We start from the raw sequence: 20838 nt of genomic DNA, 5'->3' as shown, positions 1-20838 counted from the left end.
ATAAGTATAATGCTTAGATACTATAAGATTTAAGATTATCTTCTTTACACCCGTTGGGCTATGAGCATTATACGCATAAATCCGCGAGTTGCGTGAAGAACAAGAACAGACACAGCACAAAAAAGCTCATTGGCGGACCCCATGAGCTTTTTTGTTCGTTGGCGCCATTGCTTCATAAAAGATAACCTTATGCGCATTCCCGCACATTACAAAGGAGTATCTGTTTCAGCTGCAAAAAAGCATATACACTTCTTTGCCATGAATTTTTTCAAAACCAAAACTTACATATAAGCTGCTGGCCGGAATATTATCCGCATCGGTGTCAAGCTGTATACGGGTTGCCTTTTTTTCATTTGCCAAATCAATTACATGGTTCATTAATGCTTTTGCAATTCCTTTATTTCTAAATTCAGATGCTACATATAATCCATCTATTCGTAATACCGGGTGCCCATTCGAAACTGAAATCCCCCAGGAGCAAATAATAAATCCCGCATAATGTGACTCAAATTTAGCCAAATAGCAAATTGCTAGATCAGTATCCAGAATCCTTTTTATGACCTGACCACTCTGCTCCAGCTCCTCGATTGAAGCTGCCTTTGTGTCGACACCATTAGACGAAGAATTGTTAAAGCCACACAATAAATTTCTAGAATGGTATGCGTTTTCGTGAGTTAAAGAAACAATTTCAATATTTGCAGGTAAGCTTTTATCTTCAATTGAATACTCCCATATCTTTTTAGCCGCAATAAAGCATCCTTCATACCGAAAGGGTTCACCAAAATTGGAAGAGAATATTTCTTGTATGCTTTTTGCCAGTTCTTCGACAGTAGAAGCAACTGTTAGGGATTGGACGACTTTTTCAATTTCAGAATCAAACTCATCTATAGGTGCTTCTGGTAATAAGCCGTATGGATTCCATTCATGAATAACTTGCCGCACAATATTCCCCATATATACCTCTCGCCCTCCCTAAGTTATAGCCATGTTCAAATCCCCAAATTCTCGTTCACATACAGCTCGCTAGGTTGAATTCGGTGCTGACCAGTGTGCAAAAGCTCTGGTAAACGCCCTATGCGCTCAGCCATACGGGAGAGTTGTTGCTCATGAAAATAAGATAAGCCCGTATGAATCCGGTCCTGGAAAGGCTCAAGCCATCTCGGCTCCAAGCTGTCCGGGCCGAAATACACCCCGAGCAGAGAGCCGGCAGTTGCTCCGAAGCTGTCGGTGTCGTTGCCTTGCATGACCTGTTTACATATTCCGTCTCCGGCATTCTCAGCAAAGCGAAAGGTATTGATCAAGGTGCCGATTTCCTGATATACCTGGCAGTGGCAATAATTCGCGTACTTCTGATGAATATCCTGATAACCCTCCAGCCAGTTCTCTGCATCCGCTACGATCTGTAGGCAATCCGCAGTAATCTCATAGAACCGGCTCCTTCTAGGGACGAATTGCAGTGCAGTACTAACTATTTCAAGCGGATCGCGCAGCACGTGTGCGGCAGCAATTGCAGCGGCAATGAACATCGTGGCATAAATCCCCGTCCGGCGATGTGTAAAACTGGCATCACGCCAAGCCAGCTCGGCCGCAAGCGCAGGTTGACCAGGGCAGGCATAGCCGTAAGCATCTGCACGAATCGCCGCGCCGCATAATTCTGTATCTTGCACCATGAAGTCGGGCCAAGCCTCTATTTCAGAGTGATTGAATAATTCCCGGTCATGCTCCAAATAGCTAATCCCCGACCGAACCAGGATGGCCCTCTCCGGTCCCCAGGTTGTACTGATCGGAAGATGATTGATCCATAAATCTCTTAGATTTCTTTTCGTAAAACCCTTACCGAATTGTTCTAACGCCATCATTCCCATTAAGGTGTAGTTGATATCATCGTCAGGCGCCACATAACGAATCCGCCCCCGTGCCGTCTCGAACCAAGACCAATGACGACTATCCAACGCATGGAGAGCTTGTTCCGAAATATAATCATTCAGCGGCCATTCACCCACAGCGGTTAACGCTTGACGTAATTCTGGCAACGTGGGATTAACCTCAATCGGCTTACCCAGCATTGAACCGCAGACTGAAGCAAGGAAGCCTGCCTCCACACGCTTGGCACTGTCCTTCAGATTCAAGACTCCGATCTGGCCTAGAGGTCTATCCGGGTCGCATTCCCGCCATATCTCCTCTAAATCATTCGGCTCATAGTAAGGCCAGTTGTCCCGCATTGGAATATCAGCCAAGCTATGGGCGAATTCCAGATAAGCATCATAGCTGGCGGGAAGCTGTTCCAAACGGGCTAAATAACTAGAGGTTTGATGCCCCTGTGCAAATTTATTGCGCAGAACTCCCTCTAATTGATGTTTCAGAAACGTTAGTGATGGCAGCATGTTGTATCTCCTTTATTTTGATTATCACAAAACCCCAACAACTTAGAAAAATAAACAGATTTCAAAAGTTCACTGTTTATCGCTTGAATCTCCTTAATAAATTCAATAATTTTAGTTCTTATCTCATTTACAAATTCACTTTTGTGTACTCTATTTCCTAGTAGTTCGAGTCGATTTACAGAGCAATTCAGAGCTTTTAAATTTCATTTTTTCGGTCTTCCCTTATTCTTTCTAATGCTCTTTTGGCTGCTATTTTCCCATTATGCATTCCGTTTTTGGAGATCTTCACCAGCTTTTCCTTAGCTGGTATATAAGTATGAAATCCAATAATCTCACATGCTCTTTCTTGAACAAACATATCTTCATCGTCTAGATATTTTATGATGGAATTAAGATTTCCTTTTGGCGTTAATGCCATAATCGAAAAAATATACTGACAGCGAATATCATCGCTTATAAGTTGGTCAGAGCTTATCATTCGATTCAACTCGTCAATACAAGCGAGGTCTTCATTCATTTCAGTTTGACTAACTTCAAATTCTGCTGGATAGTCTTTATTCAAATCATGCCAATCCAGATCAGGATATTCTTCGATTTTCGTTATAAATGAACGTATACTTCTAAAGGCCGGAGATACATCCGTTTCCTCATGATCGATATAACATATCCTGTATTTGCATGCGCCTTGTACGTACAAGCCAATATAGTTTGAATGATCGTCACTCCACAAAGGAATCATATCCCGATAAGCCTCTATTTTGGACATATAATCAACTAATTCAACAATTTCGTCAGCTTCCATTAATCTCAAAAAGTAATTTTGATTCTTTTGTTTCTCCTTGTGCAGCTCCAACTCCTCAACTAATGCAACAGGCAATGAAAGACCAAGTCTGTGAATAAGTTCTGTAAACATGCGACTACTCCTCATAAAATAGTTTTTCACAACCTAGTGTCACTTTCAATCCAAATCGAATACTTCATTTCATTCACCCTAGCCCCTCCCCAAGCCTGCCTCACAAAATAAACACAACCGCAATCACCAAATACGAATACCGCACATTCTTTCTCAACATTATGTATATCGTTCCGTAAAGTAGTGACATGAAGAACGCATAAATCCCCGTCGGTCCGCCCTGGAGCAGAATGTGAATCAGGCCCCAAGTGAGTGCGAGGAACATCCCGCCGTAGGGCAGACCGTCTCTTTTGAAAAGCGTCTCACCGAATTTCTGCCCAAACGCAATCGTTAACAGGATCAGAGCCGCTTCGAATAAGTAATAGATATTCTGAAAAACGAATCTTACCGCTTCCTTGTACTCCTGAACCGGCTTAAAGCCCTCCCATACGACAGTAGTCGCTGCAATGGCGATCACCGAAACCACAATCGCGAGCAACCACCCCCTGGCGTCCGGTGTAGCGTTCAACTTCATGATGTCAAAATCGTGTTTCCGCTTGGAGAGCTGGATCAGAAATACGGCCATACTCCCCCACAACAAGCAGGTAATTCCCCAATGAATACATTGATGAAGGAGCGTATAATCAGAACTTTTCACCCCCAAGACGGATGGTAATATCATCAACAATACCACTTCAAGACCAAACCCTGCAAACGCATACAATGCTAAAGACAGATAATCGCTCGCTCCAACCTTCTTCTCCACCATCCCGGCATCCCCCATCATCCGCATCCTCCAGTTCAACTAAATTCACCTTCATGTGGAAAAAGCTCACCCCGCCACGCTAACCCATTTAGACCGCTAATCCCCCTCATACTTCCTCATAATCCCCCGCACATATGCCTTGAACCCATTCCGTATCTCTGGCGGCCCCAGCACTTCACATTTATCGCCAAAAGCAAGCAGCCGATCGTAGCCATAGTCATTCGCAATAATAGGATACTTGGCCCAGCAGTGGTGTTCATCCACCCGCAGGATATGGTCGGCACCGAACCGTTCGATCACCCGATCCATGACGGAGCGGTCCAGACGGATTGTAACCTCCACCCAGCCCTGACTTAACCAATCTCCTCCGTCCATGGGAAGAGGGGTGAATGCTTTTGGAGCAAACTGCTCCTTCGTTACCTGGAGACCGCTCATTCTGGCCAGCTTGAAGATACGGTAGTCCTGCTTATCGAGACAATAGACTTGCAAATACCAGCTACTCTCCTTGAAAACCACCTGATACGGCTCCACCCGCCGTTCACTGCTCCGCCCCCGCGCATCCGTATACGCAAAAGCCAGCACAGCGTGCTCATTCATCGCCGTCTCGATCATCCCGAACAGGCTGCGCAGCGATTCATTCCCCTGATTCAAGGACAGATCCATAACAAACGGCGCATTCGGCCTTCCCTCTGCATTGTCCGGGTAGAGAGCGTTCAGCTTTTCCGCTGCATACACCATTTCCCTTCTTCCAAAAAGCTGCTTGTAGCTGTGCAATCCATTCTGCAGGTTCTGAATTTCTTGCGGGGTGAACAAGGTTTTGCCCACTTTGTAGGATTTCATTAAGCCGACACCGCCCCACGCTCCCATAAGCGTATAGATGGGCAGGCCGGCTCTATTCAGCGTTTCAATATCCCGGTAAATCGTTCGTCTGCTGACTTCGAGACGCTCTGCTAACTCGCGCGCACTAATCTGCTCATGCTCCAGCAGGATCATAATGAGCGCAATCAAGCGATCCATTTTCATGATGACCACCTCTAATCAAGTATGCCATACAGGTGTCACAGTTGGTAGATTATGCTTGCTTGGAATACACCAATCCCACTATCCAGGAGGTACATTGTCATGATTTCGACCAGAATTGAAACGAAGGAAGCATTCCGCATCATTGGGTTCAAGGCCACACTAAGTGAAGATGGAGCAGTGCACGATCCAGCGTATTCTCCGCTCAAAACGGCTTTTTTCAAAAGCACGCTGGAGAACGGGAGGAGAGTATTTGGTGTTGTCGGGTCAGGGCGGCTTGTCGCGTCTCGCGTTTGACCGGCTGGAGGATGAGGCATTCGATGCCATCCTGAACGATAATTATGAGTATGTGTATACCGGACACCCGATCGCGGAGGTACTAACCAATGGCAATCCTATGGATGCCGAAGTTGAAGTATGGGTGCCGGTGAAGAAGCGGTAGGCAAATTGAGGATTAAGCTTGAGGAAATAACATTGGGCTGTAGGTAGAAGCAACTTCGTTGCGTTGGAGCGTGTTGGATCAGCGGCACTCAGAATTTGAGGAGTAGCTGATCCAGCGCTCAATCATCTGCTCATGTCTAGCGGCTTTCGCGCAGACCAGCCCAGTACGTTAAGGTGTAGGCGTATAGGATGATAAAGGCAATTATACTTAGGACAACGGGGATAACAAAATTCATGTTAAGCAGAGACGTCATATTTAGCTGCACTACGGATAACAGGATAACGAACAAGAAGCTTGCTGTAATCATATAATTCGACCAGGCACGGCGGTAAGTTAAGTCTTCCCTAACCTGCTGCTTCCCTCTGCGCATTCTCCAATATTCATATATGAACAGAAGGATTCCTAACACCTGCATGATCGTAGGTATAAACACGATACTATAAGATTTATCTATATAGCGGTCTACGGTCCAACTGCCGTTGAAATGGACCGGAAGCTGGTCAGGAATCAGATCGTAGTTGCGCAGCACTGTTACAATACTAACCACAATAATAACAGCATGAATGAGGAACCAATGACTGGGCAGGCCAACATTTCCGTTCCGCAATCCTGGTTCCATGACCGATGATTCGGGAGCAGCAGGCAGCATAGGCAGTACGCTTTTCATTTTCAAATGATACCTGATGTTAATGACCAGAGAGATTACGAGCATAGCGAGTGCATAAGTAATAATGATCCAACTAATTTGTCTCGAATGTTCATCACTGTAAATTAAGCATAGAATGCCAACTATGAACAGGATGGTATGTAAAATTGCACTAATCCTAGCATACGACTTCCGCATCTGACGCAGCGGCTCACTGTGGAATTGGACAGCGCTGACGGTGACTCCGAAACTAATCGTCTCTTTTGTTAAATACGGCATACTCACGATGAGTACAATGGAAGGTACAAATACCAGGATAAATATTATAACAGGCAGTATCGTCATATCGTTCACCTCATTCTACATACTTATTATTTTACATAGTCCTCGAAAACGATCTTATACTCAATAGAAGTTGAAGCCCTCAATTTCCGCACAATGCAATAACCCTACCATATTATGGTGTACGTATCACATGCTAAGAAAGTTTCATCCGAGGCCTATCGGCAGCATACCTTCTTCGGTGTAATGCTTCAAGCTTGAAGTTCTGGAGGCGTTAGAATTACTTCATGTATTAAATTCAATTGTCTTTCCCTCTCCTTTGTTGAAGAATCTGTGGAGTTATCAGTTAATACATTTGTTGCCCTTATTGCGTAATCACTGCTAACTAAAGCATGTCCTCTCATATGTCCTGTTGCAATGGCTTGGGCAAATGAACGTGCAGAATACTTGCTAATGTCTGATTTGGATTCTTTCGCCAATTCATTAACTACAAATCCAACTTTCCGTAAATCGGAGGCTCTAATGCTTCCGTCTATTCGTTTTTGTAAAGTTTCTATCCCTAAATGTATTCGTGAGTCATTTTTTAAATGGTCATCTAAGTAATCCAAGTACGGAGTTGCTACTTTTAAAGTCCATTGAGCAACTAACTTCTGCGGTATTTTTTCAAGAGCCTCTTCAATTTTATTGCGCAATTCGGTGTTATCTATAATTTTTATTTTAGGGTTACTATGCTTGAATTCTGTTTGTTCTTCTTTTAATTTTTGCTCATGTTTATTCCATGCGTAATCTTCTAATCTCACTGAATTCACTCCTATTAAACTACAAAAGATTTGATTAGAAAACGAAACCATAGCCTCAATTCCTTATTGTATTACAATCATAAGGTACCCGCAGCATCACAGCAATTCTTTAACCGAAACCTGATACAACATATCATCTGCACAGAACAGCACGAGATCTTCCCGAAAATCTTGCGTGACTGGCACAAGAGGCTCAGATTTTTCATTCAGAAACTGTATCTTATGCCCTTTGGTCAAGCTTGCTTTTTCATGTTTTTTGATAACATATTCTCCGTGTTTGCCGTAACCGCCATCGAACAAGAAGTGACAACCATCCGTGCAGAACCCGGCCGAACCTGAAATCTCAGGATTGATAAACGTAACCTTGGGCTGACTGGGTCCGCCTGAGATGCAGCCGAGCAAAAAGTCCGTATAATAATAAAACCAGACCTGCTCTTCACGGACAACATTTAAAGCGTAACAATCGGCAATATCCGACACATGATCTTCGTATAATTTGTTGCCATGCTCATCCCAGGCCACCAGGCCGTGTTCACCGACAGGCTGATCCCAACCGTTATTCCCGAATACACCTTCGTCAAAATAACTGGTCCAGATGGTACCTTTCTCCGTCACTTGAACATTCTGAATCCCGTCTCCAAGCAGGAACTCACGAACGGTACGTCCTGTATAATCACACACTTTGGCGTTCAGATCATATTTACCTGCACCATAATACGTACTGCGTGCACCAACCAGCAGCAGATGTCTGCGAAGCGGCTGAACATAATGATAATTGAAATGCTGATCTGGAAATATAATTTCATCGATATAATCTTTACTTTCTACCATCAGGACCTTGTAGGTATGTGGTTGCTTCAAAGCCGGTTGGACGAACATTCCTCGTTTCCGTTCCGGGATCTGGTTAATCAGCAGGACATATACGCAGCCATCTCCACCTAATTGAGCCGAGACGATCTTGAACCCTTCAGTATACTCCGAAATATCTGCAAAAGGCTGCAGCGTCACTGTTTTATGAAACATGCCAATTCCTCCTTAAGAGCTGGTGTAAAACCATCCTCTGTTCTATTACCGTATTATGTCAGAGTAGATGGAACCAGAACATGGCGGAAGTATGGCGAAGCTTAGGAATAAATGAAAAGACACTAACATGGAGTTAGCGCCTTTATCGATTTAACTCAGTTTATACCATAATCTAAAGAGTGATCTTCAACATGCTGTTTGCTCCCTTTTGAAACTCGTATCCGACCGTTATTTCTTCAGTTGAACAACCTTGTTGATGTAAGAAGGTGAGCAGCTCATCCAATTGACGATATCTCTCTCCTGAAAGGCTGACTAAAGGAAAAATCCGGATTTCCTGTTTGGTTACCCGAAGTAACTCTTGGATTGCTTGCCTATGGAAATCAAAATCTAGCCGATCTGAATACATAAACAAAAAGTGTGCAGACAGTGTCATATCAAATTGCTTATCCTTGAATGGGAGCGAGGGCAATGCGGATGCAATGTAACGCTCGGGATAGTTCTTCATATCCTCTGCACAATCAGTTAAGGCGCGGGATCGATGTTGTTTCAGTTCGTCAACGGATTGGAAATAATCCCATACGTAGTTCGTTTGGGCACTTTCCATTTTGGTCATGGCGTGTTCCAAGTCGTTCATGCCTTTTGTGTGAAGATCCTCATAGTCATGAAAATAAGCGATATCCGTTGCCGTTACATCGGCACCCCGTTTATTCGCGTGCGCCGTGAACGAGCATGCTCCAGCGGGGCAATCCAGAATGGACCGTCCCTTCAATTCCGCCTGTCTTAAATTAAACATGGACATATATTCTTCAAATGTACGTCCAATAAACACAATACGGCTTAAATCCAATTTAACCTCTCTGCTCATCTCAGCTCACCTTTCCTCTACTCATCTAGTCTCAACTCAATCATAAGCATAGCTACAATTTTTTTTAGTAAATGATGAAATCATGATGAGCGGAAACTGACCCAGCACTTAACCGTTGGTCATGTGAATATTCTTCTTTTTATGATAAAAATAAGGTCCAGTAAATGATTCATGAGTGTTCACATACGTCCATTGAAATTCAGTATCTACGATATAAATATCGTCTTCATTTTTAATATCTTCAGCAACAATATCCTTCGCATTCTCTATAGTTAATGCAAGATCAGAATGTTGATAAAACACATATACACGATTCTTCAGTTCATTGTTAAATGCATTTTTTGCATAGTCCTTCTCGTAAGCTTTCACCCTACTGTAGCTGAATAGATTCCATAAAAAGTCGTTCAAATATATTTTCCTTTTCTCATCGCTGCTTATAGTCTCAGCAGATTCCTTCTCCCAGACGCCTCTAAGATACTTCCCCCATCTACCAACCTCAGTATAATGAATATTTCGTTTATGAAGTATATCTGTAAGCTTTGTCTTTGTCATCAGGTATCATCACTTTCGTTACTATTTAGCATATAGTTGAATATTTATTTTGTATTTACATTGTATAAAAGGCTCGATGAAGCTGGCAGTTGGGATATTATTAATAATATTCTATTCCCTATATACGAAGTACATAAATAGTATTTCCTATGTGGGCTACAGACCGGAGGCTTATTCATATCCTAAGGCACTCGGAATTCCTCATAAAAGTGATCACTCACTATGTTGAATCAGATACTCCCTCCTTAAGCAAACTGGATGCCTAAATATGAGTAAAGATTGTTTTCCATAGATTTCCGCATAGAGATAAAAGGGGATATTTTGAATATATGATTCACGATTAGAATTTTTTGTTAATTAATTGTATGTAAAATTCATTAAAATTTTAAGGAGGAGTAAATTAAATGAAGCAAAAGTTAACAAGAATGTTTCTATTTTTCGGATTTTTATCGCTTATTATGGGTTCAGTTTCTTCCGCACACTATTATTCAAGTGGTTATAATCTGTATTCGATTCAATACCGCCTTATCGACTCTGCGGGAAATACTGCTTGGACAACCGCTGGCTCCAATTGGACAAGTTCTGTAGGGACAACGATATCACAAAACTCAACCTCTCTAAATGCTGCCCACTACGGGGAATTAGCTTATAGCTGGTTTGGCTTATATTCTCCTACAGGCACTCCAACTAAATATTTCCATGTTTACGTTAACACCAAGGCCATACATGAGTATCCAGGGTGTAATAGCAACCCAGGTGCATGTGCAATTAGTTCAGCAACTCACGAATTCGGACATGCACAGTTTTTAAATGACATTGAGAGCGGATACGGTAACACTTCCATTATGAGTTATGAAAGAGATAGAACTACAATAACCACTCCACAGCCACATGACATTAACGATATAAACTCTTATAGATCCAGCGCAAAATCCTCGACCAGCCCAGACAATTACAATCCAATACCGCATGCCGATTGGCCTGAGTATAACTTTAATGATCTTATTTCTAAACAGTCAGATGTAGTCGTTCAAGTAAGGGTCATGGATACACAGGAAAAGCCAGTTGATGATAACCTTCCACCAGCTCAACTTTCAACTCTCAAAATCCTGGACACGATTCAAGGTGATGTATCTGGCGAAATTATTTTAGATCAGGCCTTAGATTTTGTAGAAAACGGAAATACCTACATTATGATCTTAAAAAAGCAAGGCGATTATTATTATGAAAGTGATAAAAACTCTATTCTTATAGATCAAAATGGCACATATAATAGTAACATCCCTGATTTCAAAGGAAAATTCACAGAGTTCGATACTTTTAAGTCAACGTTTGCCAGCAAGAAATTAAGTTTATAAGCCGAGAAGAAACTATTTCATTTGCTTCTCCGTCCTTTTATGATAAAAGGAGATGAAATAAAGATGAACAGAACCAGACCTACAAAATTACTATTATTATTTTTGTTTGCACTATTGATTACTTCATGTCAATCCTCGACTGAACCTAGTACTGGAAACAATAGCAATACTGGAGATTGGCCTTCTTACACCTTTAAAGAATTAGTCTCGAATTCAGATTTGGTTGTTTATGGAGAAATCACTGACACTAAAAATCTTGACGGTGACCCTCCTTCACAAGAATCAAATTTGAATGTTTTGAAAGTGTTGAAAGGTGACGAAACGAATAAAACAATATCCTTAAAACTAACAGACCCTTCATATTATGTTAGTTCTGATTCTAAGTATGTTATGTTCTTAGAGGATACCGGCTCTTACTATACACAAAAATCGTATAACTCTCTTTTAATCGAAAAAAATGGAGTCATTTCATCTAGTCTTCAAGGATTTAGCGGCGAATTTACAATAGATGAGGTTCAAAATCAGATTTCTAATGTTATGGCAAAATGATTATTAATGAGTCTTAGAGGGGCAGTTTTTTTCTGCTCCTTTTTTTGGTTTACCGATATGATACTAGGATGTGATGCACCCGACCGCCGTTCCATTCGAAGACTGGGTAGGATTCGAGCAGATCAAAGTTCTCGTGATTCCCGTCAATAAACAGGGTGGTCCATGGTTTCTCAGTAAGCCTTTTTAGCCAAAAGCGATCCTCCGCGTCATCTGCCCACAACAAGCCGAAATCCCCTACGATTATGACATAATCCTGCTTCGTCAGCGTCCTGCCTTCAGGGAAATTCCTTGAATTAAAACGGCTGGCCACACTGATGGAACCGTGAATGTCGCCTGTTATGTAGATCATGGGATTTGCTCCTTTCAGAGAGCGTTTGATTGGATCGCAAAAGCATATTTCTTCTCCTGCTTCTCCCAGATTGCATTTATGATAAAACCTCTAAATTCCTTTTGATCTTTTTCATAGTAAGAGCTTAAAGCAGAAGCGATGTGCGTGTCTAATTTGAAGCTATACACACCTTTCTTTGTAACATAGGGGACATCGGTGATTTCTTTGGATGTATATAAATAATCTCCATTAGCATCAAGTAATCCATCACTTACGGAAAGCTTGTCAGGCGGATTCGATCCAAAATCAATTGAAATCTCTTCGCCATTTTTCAAATATTGAATGTCTGAAGGTTTCCCTTCCTCGAACGCAAAGGAAAACGGTGAAGCTGTCTGATCGGATAAAGAAGCCTTTTGATCACTATTTAAAGTCGCATATTTAATATTTTCTTTTCCGCCAAGAATGGTAACACTACTCTTAGGACTACCATCACAGCCGGTAAATGCTACAAGTAATGAACCTAGAAGCATACTCAATATTATTTTTTTACAGCGATTAATAAGGATCATCTCCTTCTTTATAGTCAACGCCAATGTCTGCCTGCCAGAATCATAGACAACACGCAGCTAATCGAAGCCAGCCCCATCCACAGCAATACGGAATACGACATCCACACACTAATCATAGTATAATTGTAATTTACCATTAAAGGCCAGCCCAGCACGAATAGCAGCAGCAGCGTTCTGATGAGCAGGGTAACACAGGCCTTGAGCTTTTGACGGCGGTTTCCCTTCTCCTCCATGGTGTATGTGCTTCTCCCTCCCGCCAGACGGATGAGCTTAAACGCAATACCAATCACAGTGAACACAACTAACAACGAAGCTACCCCATCCATCAGGATATAAGTATCGTCATACTTGAACGTCTTCATCGGCTGTCCCTGCATCTGGTCATAGACATTCTGGGCAATGAGCGTGGGGGCCGTAGAATTCAGATTAGCCAGTACGAACACCCCCTCCTTACGTTCTGGATCGATGATCACCTGGGAAGAATAATTCGGGTTGCTTCCACTATGACGGATCACCCTCGTCTCCCGGTCTTGGCTCCAGCCGAAGGCATAGAATTGGTTCTCAGCTTCATGCCCCGTTGTACGAAGGTCAAGCTCATGGGATTGTTGAATGGCCTTTCTTAGATTATCCGGCACCTCGCCGCTTCCCATCTGAGCGTTGACCCAGTGCTGCAAATCCTTCAGATTGGTCACCAGATACCCTGCGGCTATATTTCCGTAGTATCTGGGAGCATCGTAGGCCATGCTTTTGCCAAAAAACACCCGATACCCCTGTGCAAGCTTCTCCGGCTTCCATTCCTGTCCTGTCGAGAAATAGCTGTCGTTCATCCCCAGCGGCTTAAGGATCTGCTGCGTCACATAATCCTGATAACTCCCCCCTGTAACCCGCTCAATGATCGCTGCCAGGATATCGTAATTCACTGTTGCATACTGATAGGCACTGCCTGGATTAGTATCCAGCGCAAGGCTGGACATCTTATGTATGGTCGCTGCAAGCTGCTCCTTACCTGAACCTTCAGGGATCAGGCGGATGCTCCAGGACGGTATTCCGCTGGTATGTGCGAGTAACTGGTTAATGGTGATCTTAATCTTCTCCCCCTTATAGGTCGGAGCAAACTCTGGCAGATATTGCGAGACGTCATCGGTATAAGCCAAATCCCCCTGATTCTGTAGCATAATCACAGCAAGCGCCGTAAACGCTTTAGTCGTTGAGCCTATCTCAAAAAGCGACTCCGCTGTGACCTCCTTACCCTGCGCCTTATCGGCGTAGCCGTAGGTTTTGAATTCTGTTTTGCCGCCTGTGGCGGATAGAATTGCTATCCCTGGAGTCGCTGTCTTGTCCATGATGCTCTGTACCATAGCGGACTCACTGTCAACCTTCCCTGAGGTCAAAAGCGTTCCAATCTCATGCCAACATGCAGCCGTAGCAAGGATTACGATCAGCAGCATCGCAATGCCTTTCAGCAGCATTTCTTTTCTCCGCGGTGTCTTCTTCATGATTAAGCTCCTTTAAGATCTGTCGTCTGGTTCAAGATGTACTTAACTAGTAAGACGTATTGACGCAGCCGTTCCCTGCACAACGAGGGTAAATCCCAAAGCTTCTGAATAAAACGCTACTGCCATATTTAATTTCTCTCCCTGGCTTGACCTTGAAGTATACTTCAACCCTTATAGTGAAATATAGTTAATGGTACACTTAAAAAACGGGCAAATATGCTTATAACGAGAGAGGTAGACTATGAGAAGTCAATTAAATCGAGAATTGTCGGGGATTGTATTCCTAATTCTAGCGCTTGGTGCTTCTGTATTGATCGGGAAAGAAATGTCGTTCGCTGTACTAGCAATCATCGTGCTATTGGCACAATTAGGTATATATAGTTTTCACCTCCAAAGAAGAGGTAAACTGTTTTGGGTCTATGCAGTTGCCCTGGTAACCGAGATTTTATTCTTGGCCACTAAGGAGTTTTGGATATTCGCACTTGCTATTCTACTGCTGATAGTAGCAGGGGTATGGAATGTGTTTTTTGCTGGTGATGTGCGTAAGAGCGGGATGGTTTTTCTAGTGGTTCGGAGAGTGTTGTTCGGAATTGTAGCTTTAGTTGCCAGTGTGGTTTGGATCGTTAACATATATGTTCAGCCTATTACGGGGTCTGTTACTCTGCCAGCTGAATTAACTGCTGAAATCAACAATGACCAGCTTGATTCTCCAGCCCTCATGTTGGAAAATATCCAAAAAATGAATACCTTTGGCAGCCGTACAACCGGATCTGAAGGTCACAATCAGTTCATTGCATGGTTACAGCAGCAGGTGACGGGTATGGGCCTTACTGTGTACCGTGACAAGTATACTTTTGATCGCTGGGAAGAGAAGGACAGCTCTGTAATCCTTGATAACCAGGAAATTCATGTATCCTCTGCGTTTCCTTACTCTGGCGAGACCGATACAAATGGAGTTACCGGAGAGTTTGTCTACACCAAACCTGGTGAATATGAGGAAGCCAAGGGCAAAATAGCCGTCGTTGAAATCAAGAACTTTAAGAATTTCCCCATGGCACTGGTGATGAATATACGCGAAAAATTTCGGGCACCGGGCGGTATTCCTTCAGATGAGGGCGATCTGGTCCTTACCACAGCTTTGAAGCATGCTAAATTGGACGAAGCCAAGGAACAGGGCGTCAAAGCAGTCATTATCGTCTGGGATGGTGTTTCAGATGAAAAGGCTGAGAAGCAATACCTCCCCTTCACCGAGCATTATTTCGGAATCCCGGCAGTTTGGGTCAACAAAACAGCTGGGCAGAAGGTGGTCAATGCAGCTAAGGAACATAAGGCGGGCACAGTGATTTTAGAGGCGGAAAAACAGGAGCATGCGCCGACCGAATCTTTTTATGTGAAAATTGAAGGAAAGAATAAAAAGGAATCGATCATTATAAATACGCATACCGATGGTGTGAATGTGGTAGAAGAAGACGGTGCGATTGGCATGTTCTCCATGATTCGTTACCTGCAGCAGCAGGAGCAGCCAGAACGGACGATGATCTTCACCTTCGTAACAGGACATTTCAGATTGCCTGAATTCAAAGGTACCTCGCAGGCAACCTCAACCTGGATGCAAGCTCATCCTGAGCTGTGGGATGGTAAAGATGGACATCTGAAAGCCGTGGCAGGACTCACTGTAGAGCATCTGGGCAGCTTAGAATGGAAGGACAATGCTTCCGGACAATATGGACCGACTGGCAAAATAAGCACAGAATTCACCTATACAGGGAATGAAATAATGGAAGCTATTTGGATGAAAGCTGTTGAAGATAGAAATAACACCCGGACCGTTATCCTGCGCGGACATAATAAGTTTCAATTCGGTGAGAGTCAGCCCCTGTTCAATGCCGGGATTCCAATGATTGGACTGATCCCCATGCCAGATTATCTCCTGGTAGATAGCACAAATAGAGAAATGGATAAATTCGATGTGAACCTGATGCACGAACAGGTCGGGTCTCTATTGAAAGCATTACAGCTTATGGATCGTACAGAGACTACAGAGCTGGGGACGGCAGATAAATATTCGTTTTTCATTGGGCGGACGAAGTAGTTGAATGGTAACAGCTAACACCGAAAGCAAATTACAATGAGCGTAGTTATGGTATTATTATATTCGAGTTTTTGAGTCTATCAATCTTCTTATACCGGAGGGAAACATGGATATCACTGAATTTCAACAATGGGTTAGGGAATATTACAAGAATCGTAACTGGTCGGACTTAGATATATTTGTTCGTATTGGATTTCTTGCTGAAGAAACTGGGGAAGTCGCCCGCGCAATTCGTGCATTAGAGATTGGCAGGGATCGTCCAGACGAGGTTGCAGGCACATTTCAAGAGAATAAAGCTGAATTAACAGAAGAACTTGGAGATGTTCTAGGAAATCTCATTGTCATCGCCAATAAATATGATATATCGCTTGAAGATATCTTGATATCGCATAAGCAAAAGCTTCAGGCACGCTATTCAGAAAATTAAAGTAAATGGGAGTAATACTTATACTAAGTGATGAATAACCGAAGCAGTTGATGCCTCGGTTATTCGCTGTGTAATTATGTCAATGGCAAGAGCAATACATGAATAACTTGTGATCCTAAACAAGATTTGGGATAATGAGCATAATCTAAGCCGCCTAAAAAAAGGAAAGAAGGTATACACATGAAGCTTTGTGGAGTCTGTATCCTCACTGACAATGCGCCGCGCCTGGCTGCTTTTTATGAAATCGTGCTCAAGGAGTCCTCCGGTTGTTGAAGGGCAGCATTATGGATTCGACAGCGCCCAGCTCGCGGTCTACAATCCAGGCCAAGTGAATGTGGTCAATGACAAGAATATGTCACTAATGTTCTATGCCCATGATGTCTTGGCTGAATATGACCGTCTAATGCAAGCCATCCCCGGCATCGGGATTACCTCTCCACCTGAGCGCAGACCGTGGGGCGCCTATTCCTTCTGGTTCCTTGACCCCGACGGCAATACGGTTAGCTTCATTGAGAAGAAGGATCTACCGTGATATTTCTCGTGGTAGCCCAGGGTAAGTCCAAAGGCCTCTGAATAAAATGATACAGCTTCAGTAGTATTTTTAATGTATAAGGTTGCTCCTAGTTTCATGGTGTGGACCTCCTTAGTTTATTTAACTTCTCTCCCCACCAAACACCTCAATCATCATTAATGCACCTACTTTGTAGCCTTGAATAAAAGATAATGCCGAATGCAGCGAGCAGGATTCACTATGTAGCTCCAGCAATTCCTCAACCTGATCAAAATCTTCTTCGGGTAGTCTCTCTTTAAGCATCTGTAATGAATCAATAATCCGCTGATTAATCCTTTTTAATTCCGGATCGTTTGGGTTCATCCGCTCATTGGGGCGCAAACTCCCATAATACAAATCCTCTAAAATAATGATTATCAGGCCTCCCTTTGAATGTGATCCGTATACTTGTGGACAATAGTGATCCCTACCAAATCAAGTTTAACTGATAAAGTGGGTATATATTGTTTTTTATGCAGTATTCGCATAGAATCACAACCTCAACAAAAACAAGACCATATGCCGATGTTTAAAGAAAATTAAATATATAGCTAGTGCGGCGCTTCATTAAGCTAACGGGCAGTTTAAGGCAAAAATAATCAACGAAAAACGCGGACATGATCTGCCCGCGTTTCTAGTAAGAATTAGATGCCTTCAACGATGCGCTTAGACCTCAGCGATACTTGCTCCAATAACTCGTCTTCATCAATCGTGAGCAGTTGACGGCCTTGCATTAACACTTTTCCGTTAACGATGGTGGTGTCCACGTCAGCACCGTTAGCGCAGTATGCGAGCAGTGAATGGAGGTTGTGTATCGGCTGCAAGTGAGGTTTTCTCATATCAATCAAGATGATATCTGCCTTCTTCCCGATTTCGAGTGTGCCTACCTCATGGGCGATGCGGAGCAATTCCGCACTTCCAGCCGTCGCCATGCGAAGAGCATCCAGAGCAGGAAGCTTCGTAGGGTCCCCGTAATCCAACTTTTGCAGCCATGTTGCAGCCCGTATCTCCTCGAACATATCTAATGTGGTGGCGCTGCCAGCCCCATCCGTGCCTAAACCAATGGTAATCCCTTGGTCAGCCATATCCTTGATCGGTGCTATGCCGCAGCCAAGTTTGAGATTGCTCACTGGATTATGGGACACGCCACCCCGCATACTCTTCAGATAACCGATATCACGGCGATTTAGATGCACGCTATGTGCGAGGAGCACATGCGCCTGTTCAAACAGACCGAGGTGATACAAATATTCGGTTGGGGTCTGATTATACTTTTCCCGAATCTGAATGACTTCCTCTTTCGTTTCGGCTAAATGAGTATGTAACGGTATGTCCTCCTGCTCCGCTAATTCGATAAGCTCTCTAAATGGCTGCGGAGGAACAGTGTAAGGGGAATGCGGACCTAGCATGGTCGTGATTCTGCCTCCCGCTGCACCGCTCCAGTGACGAACAAGATCAAGCGCCTCGGACATTCGCCGCCCTCCGTCATTTTCGAGGAAGGTGAGCCCCCGTGTTAAAGAAGCCCGCATACCAGCCTCTTCTACCGCTGCCGCGATTTCATTCATGTGAATGTACATGTCGGCGAAGGTTGTCGTACCCGATTTAATCATTTCCGCCATCGCGAGCTTTGCTCCCCAATAAATATCCTCTGGAGTCATGCGTGCTTCAGCAGGGAGCATTTTCTGGTTCAACCAATCCATAAGCTTCAAATCGTCGGAAAATCCCCGCAATAAGCTCATAGACGAGTGTTGGTGGGCGTTGATCAGCCCGGGCATTGCAGCCATCCCCCCGCCATGAATGATCACATCTGCCCCAGTAGATATAATGGACTGAATGTCCGCTATGCGGTCCCCATCGATGAGAATATCCCCGATATAGGGTTCCTCGTTTCCCATGGTTAAGATGGTCGCGCCTTTGATTAACGTCTTCATCGTGACAGCCTCCTTTTCTAGGGTTTATACTAAACCTTGACGTTAAGTGAGGGTCAAGAACATAAAGGGGTCTATCTCATGAAAATAAAAGAAGTCGCTGATATGCTGAAAATATCGCAGCGCGCGATTCGGTTTTACGAAGCCAAAGGTCTCATTGCTCCTTCCAAACAAGCTGACAATCAGTATCGGAGGTTTGACGAAGAAGATATTTGGCGCTTGCAGACAATCATTGCACTCAGGGAATCAGGAATGCCGGTTAGTGAGATTCGGACTGCACTATTGGATATTGAAGCCAAAGGAAACAGTCAATTACGGTATTTGTTGGAGCTCCAGCGGTCCGTCATGTTCACCAAGTGGGTCGAAATGCAGCAGATTATCGAGACAACAGACCAAATGATTGACACCCTCAAGAATGACCATACCCTTCCGCTTGACGACATTTACATTCTGGCGGAGGGTTCGAGAAGACTGAGAGAACAACGGACATGGAAGGATAAGTGGGGGTATGACCGCTTAGCCGGCGTTCACGATCAGTTGGTTCAAGAGGACACACGGAAATATGGGGACTATGATGAGGCGCTGCGGCTCGTAGTGAAATGGGTCTCAGCAATGCGTGGAGAACGTGGATTGGATATTGGAACGGGGACAGGGAATTTGGCTGGCCGACTGATCCATGAAGGCGCGGTGATGGCTGGGGTGGATCAGTCCAATGAAATGTTAAAGGAGTGTCAGCGCAAATTTCCCGAGATGGAGACCAAGCTTGGAAATTTCCTGGCACTTCCGTACCTTGACGGGAAATTTGATTTTATTGTTTCAAGCTTTGCCCTGCATCATCTGACGAGCGGCCAAATGCTATTGGCTATTCAGGAGATGCGCAGGGTATTAAAACCTCACGGACGGATCTGCATCGCCGATTTGATGATTGACGGGGAAGGCAGCACAGCGCATGAAGGTGATGAGGATTCTGTTCTGCTCCCCAAGCTCATTGATTTATTAGAGGATAGCGGATGCATCACGAAGCACGTTAAAGTAAATAAACTGTTGCATGTTGTTTTAGCAGTACCTATCCGGTAAGCCAAAAAGCTTACCCCTGCGTCAAGGTTCACCAAGCCACAACTCCCTGCTCATCAAAAAAGCCGCCAGTTGGACCATCACTAGCTATTGTGGCAAGCTCCACTACAACGGAAGCTGCTTGTTCGACTGAACGATAGCCAGTATTACCATTTAAATCGGTAGCTGTAAATCCAGGGCAAACGGAGTTGATTTTAATAGGAGAATCGCTTAATTCTTTGGCTAAGGAAACGGTTAAAGCATTTACAGCCGTTTTAGAACTATTGTAGGCGAGCGAATTCGCATTATAAAATTCCGACGTTGAGTCTGAATTCAAGGTTAAGGAGCCTAAGGCGCTGGAAAGATTAACGATTCTTCCGGCAGAAGAATTTCTGAGCTGTGGAAGCATTGCTTTAGTGACAGAAAATACACCGAAAACGTTTGTCTCATACGTACTCTTGAGAACAGACAATTCCAGTTCAATTGGAGTGGTATTTTCTTCGAAAAACACGCCTGCATTATTAATCAAGATATCAAGCAATCCATACTCTTGCTCAATCCATTCTGCTGCGGAGAGAACGGAGCTGGGGTCCGTGACATCAAGAACCACTGTTTTAGCTGTAATTTTCTCCTTTTCCAATAACGTTACGGCCTCATGTCCTTTATTTTCGCTTCTTGCTCCTATTAAAATCTCATACCCCATAGTTCCCAATTGCCTTGCTGTCTCAAAACCGATACCTTTGTTTCCACCTGTAATTAATACGATCTTAGATTTATTCATAAAATTGCCTCCCTATTCTTGTTTTAATACGGCTG

23 protein-coding genes are annotated in these 20838 nt (G+C 43.7%); 7 read left to right on the top strand and 16 right to left on the bottom strand.

All coding sequences use genetic code 11. The annotated features are described in order from the left end of the window. Window positions 1-225: 225 nt before the first annotated feature. From MKY64_RS07785 to MKY64_RS07765, 5 genes are all read right to left on the bottom strand, one after another. Window positions 226-954, bottom strand: a complete 729-nt coding sequence (locus MKY64_RS07785) for a GNAT family N-acetyltransferase (protein ID WP_340952075.1) — start codon at window positions 952-954, stop codon at window positions 226-228. Window positions 955-989: 35 nt separating this feature from the next. Continuing rightward, on the bottom strand, window positions 990-2384 hold the full coding sequence (locus MKY64_RS07780; protein ID WP_340952073.1) for an ADP-ribosylglycohydrolase family protein: 1395 nt from the start codon (window positions 2382-2384) through the stop codon (window positions 990-992). A 196-nt stretch (window positions 2385-2580) separates the two neighbouring features. Beyond that, window positions 2581-3297 carry a HEAT repeat domain-containing protein gene (locus tag MKY64_RS07775; protein ID WP_340952072.1) on the bottom strand — a complete coding sequence of 239 codons (717 nt, stop codon included), beginning with the start codon at window positions 3295-3297 and terminating at the stop codon, window positions 2581-2583. A gap of 100 nt (window positions 3298-3397) precedes the next feature. Further along, entirely contained in the window at window positions 3398-4063 is a 666-nt protein-coding gene (locus MKY64_RS07770) for a hypothetical protein (protein ID WP_340952071.1), read from the bottom strand. Window positions 4064-4138: 75 nt separating this feature from the next. After that, the gene (locus MKY64_RS07765) at window positions 4139-5065 is read right to left on the bottom strand and encodes a helix-turn-helix transcriptional regulator (protein WP_340952068.1); all 927 of its coding nucleotides are present in this window, start codon (window positions 5063-5065) and stop codon (window positions 4139-4141) included. Window positions 5066-5318: 253 nt separating this feature from the next. Here MKY64_RS07765 and MKY64_RS07760 point away from each other — a divergent pair, with 253 nt between their 5' ends. After that, the gene (locus MKY64_RS07760) at window positions 5319-5504 is read left to right on the top strand and encodes a hypothetical protein (RefSeq protein WP_200869616.1); all 186 of its coding nucleotides are present in this window, start codon (window positions 5319-5321) and stop codon (window positions 5502-5504) included. A 136-nt stretch (window positions 5505-5640) separates the two neighbouring features. Here the strand turns inward: MKY64_RS07760 and MKY64_RS07755 are convergent, their stop codons facing one another. The 5 genes from MKY64_RS07755 to MKY64_RS07735 all read right to left on the bottom strand — a co-directional run bounded on the left by MKY64_RS07755 (window position 5641) and on the right by MKY64_RS07735 (window position 9672). Beyond that, a complete protein-coding gene (locus MKY64_RS07755) occupies window positions 5641-6171 on the bottom strand; it encodes a DUF1648 domain-containing protein (protein ID WP_162174728.1) in 531 nt (176 codons plus the stop codon). A gap of 512 nt (window positions 6172-6683) precedes the next feature. Then, window positions 6684-7232 carry a putative immunity protein gene (locus MKY64_RS07750; RefSeq protein WP_340952065.1) on the bottom strand — a complete coding sequence of 183 codons (549 nt, stop codon included), beginning with the start codon at window positions 7230-7232 and terminating at the stop codon, window positions 6684-6686. 96 nt (window positions 7233-7328) lie between these two features. Further along, on the bottom strand, window positions 7329-8255 hold the full coding sequence (locus tag MKY64_RS07745; RefSeq protein WP_340952063.1) for a hypothetical protein: 927 nt from the start codon (window positions 8253-8255) through the stop codon (window positions 7329-7331). A gap of 172 nt (window positions 8256-8427) precedes the next feature. Then, window positions 8428-9120, bottom strand: coding sequence for a class I SAM-dependent methyltransferase (locus MKY64_RS07740; RefSeq protein ID WP_340952061.1), 693 nt, complete (start codon window positions 9118-9120; stop codon window positions 8428-8430). A 108-nt stretch (window positions 9121-9228) separates the two neighbouring features. Further along, window positions 9229-9672, bottom strand: coding sequence for a DUF4275 family protein (locus MKY64_RS07735; RefSeq protein ID WP_340952060.1), 444 nt, complete (start codon window positions 9670-9672; stop codon window positions 9229-9231). Window positions 9673-10076: 404 nt separating this feature from the next. Between MKY64_RS07735 and MKY64_RS07730 the strand changes: the two genes are divergently transcribed. Together MKY64_RS07730 and MKY64_RS07725 are read left to right on the top strand one after the other, a co-directional pair. Continuing rightward, window positions 10077-11030: a hypothetical protein gene (locus MKY64_RS07730; RefSeq protein ID WP_340952058.1), complete on the top strand. Its 954-nt coding sequence runs from the start codon at window positions 10077-10079 to the stop codon at window positions 11028-11030. A 63-nt stretch (window positions 11031-11093) separates the two neighbouring features. Further along, on the top strand, window positions 11094-11579 hold the full coding sequence (locus MKY64_RS07725) for a hypothetical protein (protein WP_340952056.1): 486 nt from the start codon (window positions 11094-11096) through the stop codon (window positions 11577-11579). 49 nt (window positions 11580-11628) lie between these two features. Here the strand turns inward: MKY64_RS07725 and MKY64_RS07720 are convergent, their stop codons facing one another. From MKY64_RS07720 to MKY64_RS07710, 3 genes are read right to left on the bottom strand one after another with little or no spacing between them, the layout of a single operon-like run. After that, entirely contained in the window at window positions 11629-11928 is a 300-nt protein-coding gene (locus MKY64_RS07720) for a metallophosphoesterase family protein (RefSeq protein ID WP_340952054.1), read from the bottom strand. A 14-nt stretch (window positions 11929-11942) separates the two neighbouring features. Further along, the gene (locus tag MKY64_RS07715) at window positions 11943-12494 is read right to left on the bottom strand and encodes a hypothetical protein (protein ID WP_340952052.1); all 552 of its coding nucleotides are present in this window, start codon (window positions 12492-12494) and stop codon (window positions 11943-11945) included. Next, window positions 12491-13972, bottom strand: coding sequence for a serine hydrolase domain-containing protein (locus MKY64_RS07710; RefSeq protein WP_340952050.1), 1482 nt, complete (start codon window positions 13970-13972; stop codon window positions 12491-12493). Before MKY64_RS07710 ends, MKY64_RS07715 begins: the two co-directional genes overlap by 4 nt. Before the next feature lie 241 nt (window positions 13973-14213). On the opposite strand from MKY64_RS07710, the gene MKY64_RS07705 reads away from it, so the two are divergent. From MKY64_RS07705 to MKY64_RS07695, 3 genes are all read left to right on the top strand, one after another. Then, window positions 14214-16064, top strand: coding sequence for a hypothetical protein (locus MKY64_RS07705; protein WP_340952046.1), 1851 nt, complete (start codon window positions 14214-14216; stop codon window positions 16062-16064). A 106-nt stretch (window positions 16065-16170) separates the two neighbouring features. Beyond that, window positions 16171-16491 (top strand): MazG nucleotide pyrophosphohydrolase domain-containing protein, encoded by a 321-nt coding sequence (locus MKY64_RS07700; protein WP_036733455.1) that lies wholly within the window; start codon window positions 16171-16173, stop codon window positions 16489-16491. A gap of 238 nt (window positions 16492-16729) precedes the next feature. Further along, window positions 16730-17023: a VOC family protein gene (locus MKY64_RS07695; protein ID WP_340952044.1), complete on the top strand. Its 294-nt coding sequence runs from the start codon at window positions 16730-16732 to the stop codon at window positions 17021-17023. 120 nt (window positions 17024-17143) lie between these two features. Here MKY64_RS07695 and MKY64_RS07690 read toward each other — a convergent pair whose 3' ends face one another. Next, window positions 17144-17398, bottom strand: a complete 255-nt coding sequence (locus MKY64_RS07690) for a DUF6809 family protein (protein ID WP_340952040.1) — start codon at window positions 17396-17398, stop codon at window positions 17144-17146. 287 nt (window positions 17399-17685) lie between these two features. Then, the gene (locus MKY64_RS07685) at window positions 17686-18972 is read right to left on the bottom strand and encodes an amidohydrolase (RefSeq protein ID WP_340952037.1); all 1287 of its coding nucleotides are present in this window, start codon (window positions 18970-18972) and stop codon (window positions 17686-17688) included. Between the two features lie 78 nt (window positions 18973-19050). On the opposite strand from MKY64_RS07685, the gene MKY64_RS07680 reads away from it, so the two are divergent. Beyond that, complete coding sequence (locus tag MKY64_RS07680) at window positions 19051-20046, top strand: MerR family transcriptional regulator (protein ID WP_340952035.1); 996 nt, start codon at window positions 19051-19053, stop codon at window positions 20044-20046. A gap of 28 nt (window positions 20047-20074) precedes the next feature. Here MKY64_RS07680 and MKY64_RS07675 read toward each other — a convergent pair whose 3' ends face one another. Continuing rightward, window positions 20075-20803, bottom strand: coding sequence for an SDR family oxidoreductase (locus MKY64_RS07675; protein WP_340952033.1), 729 nt, complete (start codon window positions 20801-20803; stop codon window positions 20075-20077). Window positions 20804-20838: the final 35 nt, after the last annotated feature.

The organism is Paenibacillus sp. FSL R7-0210 (assembly GCF_038009085.1).
In the GTDB taxonomy this organism is placed as follows: domain Bacteria; phylum Bacillota; class Bacilli; order Paenibacillales; family Paenibacillaceae; genus Paenibacillus_AQ; species Paenibacillus_AQ silagei.
The sequence above is the reverse complement of the archived record's forward strand: the minus strand, read 5'-3'. Positions and strand labels throughout refer to the sequence as shown.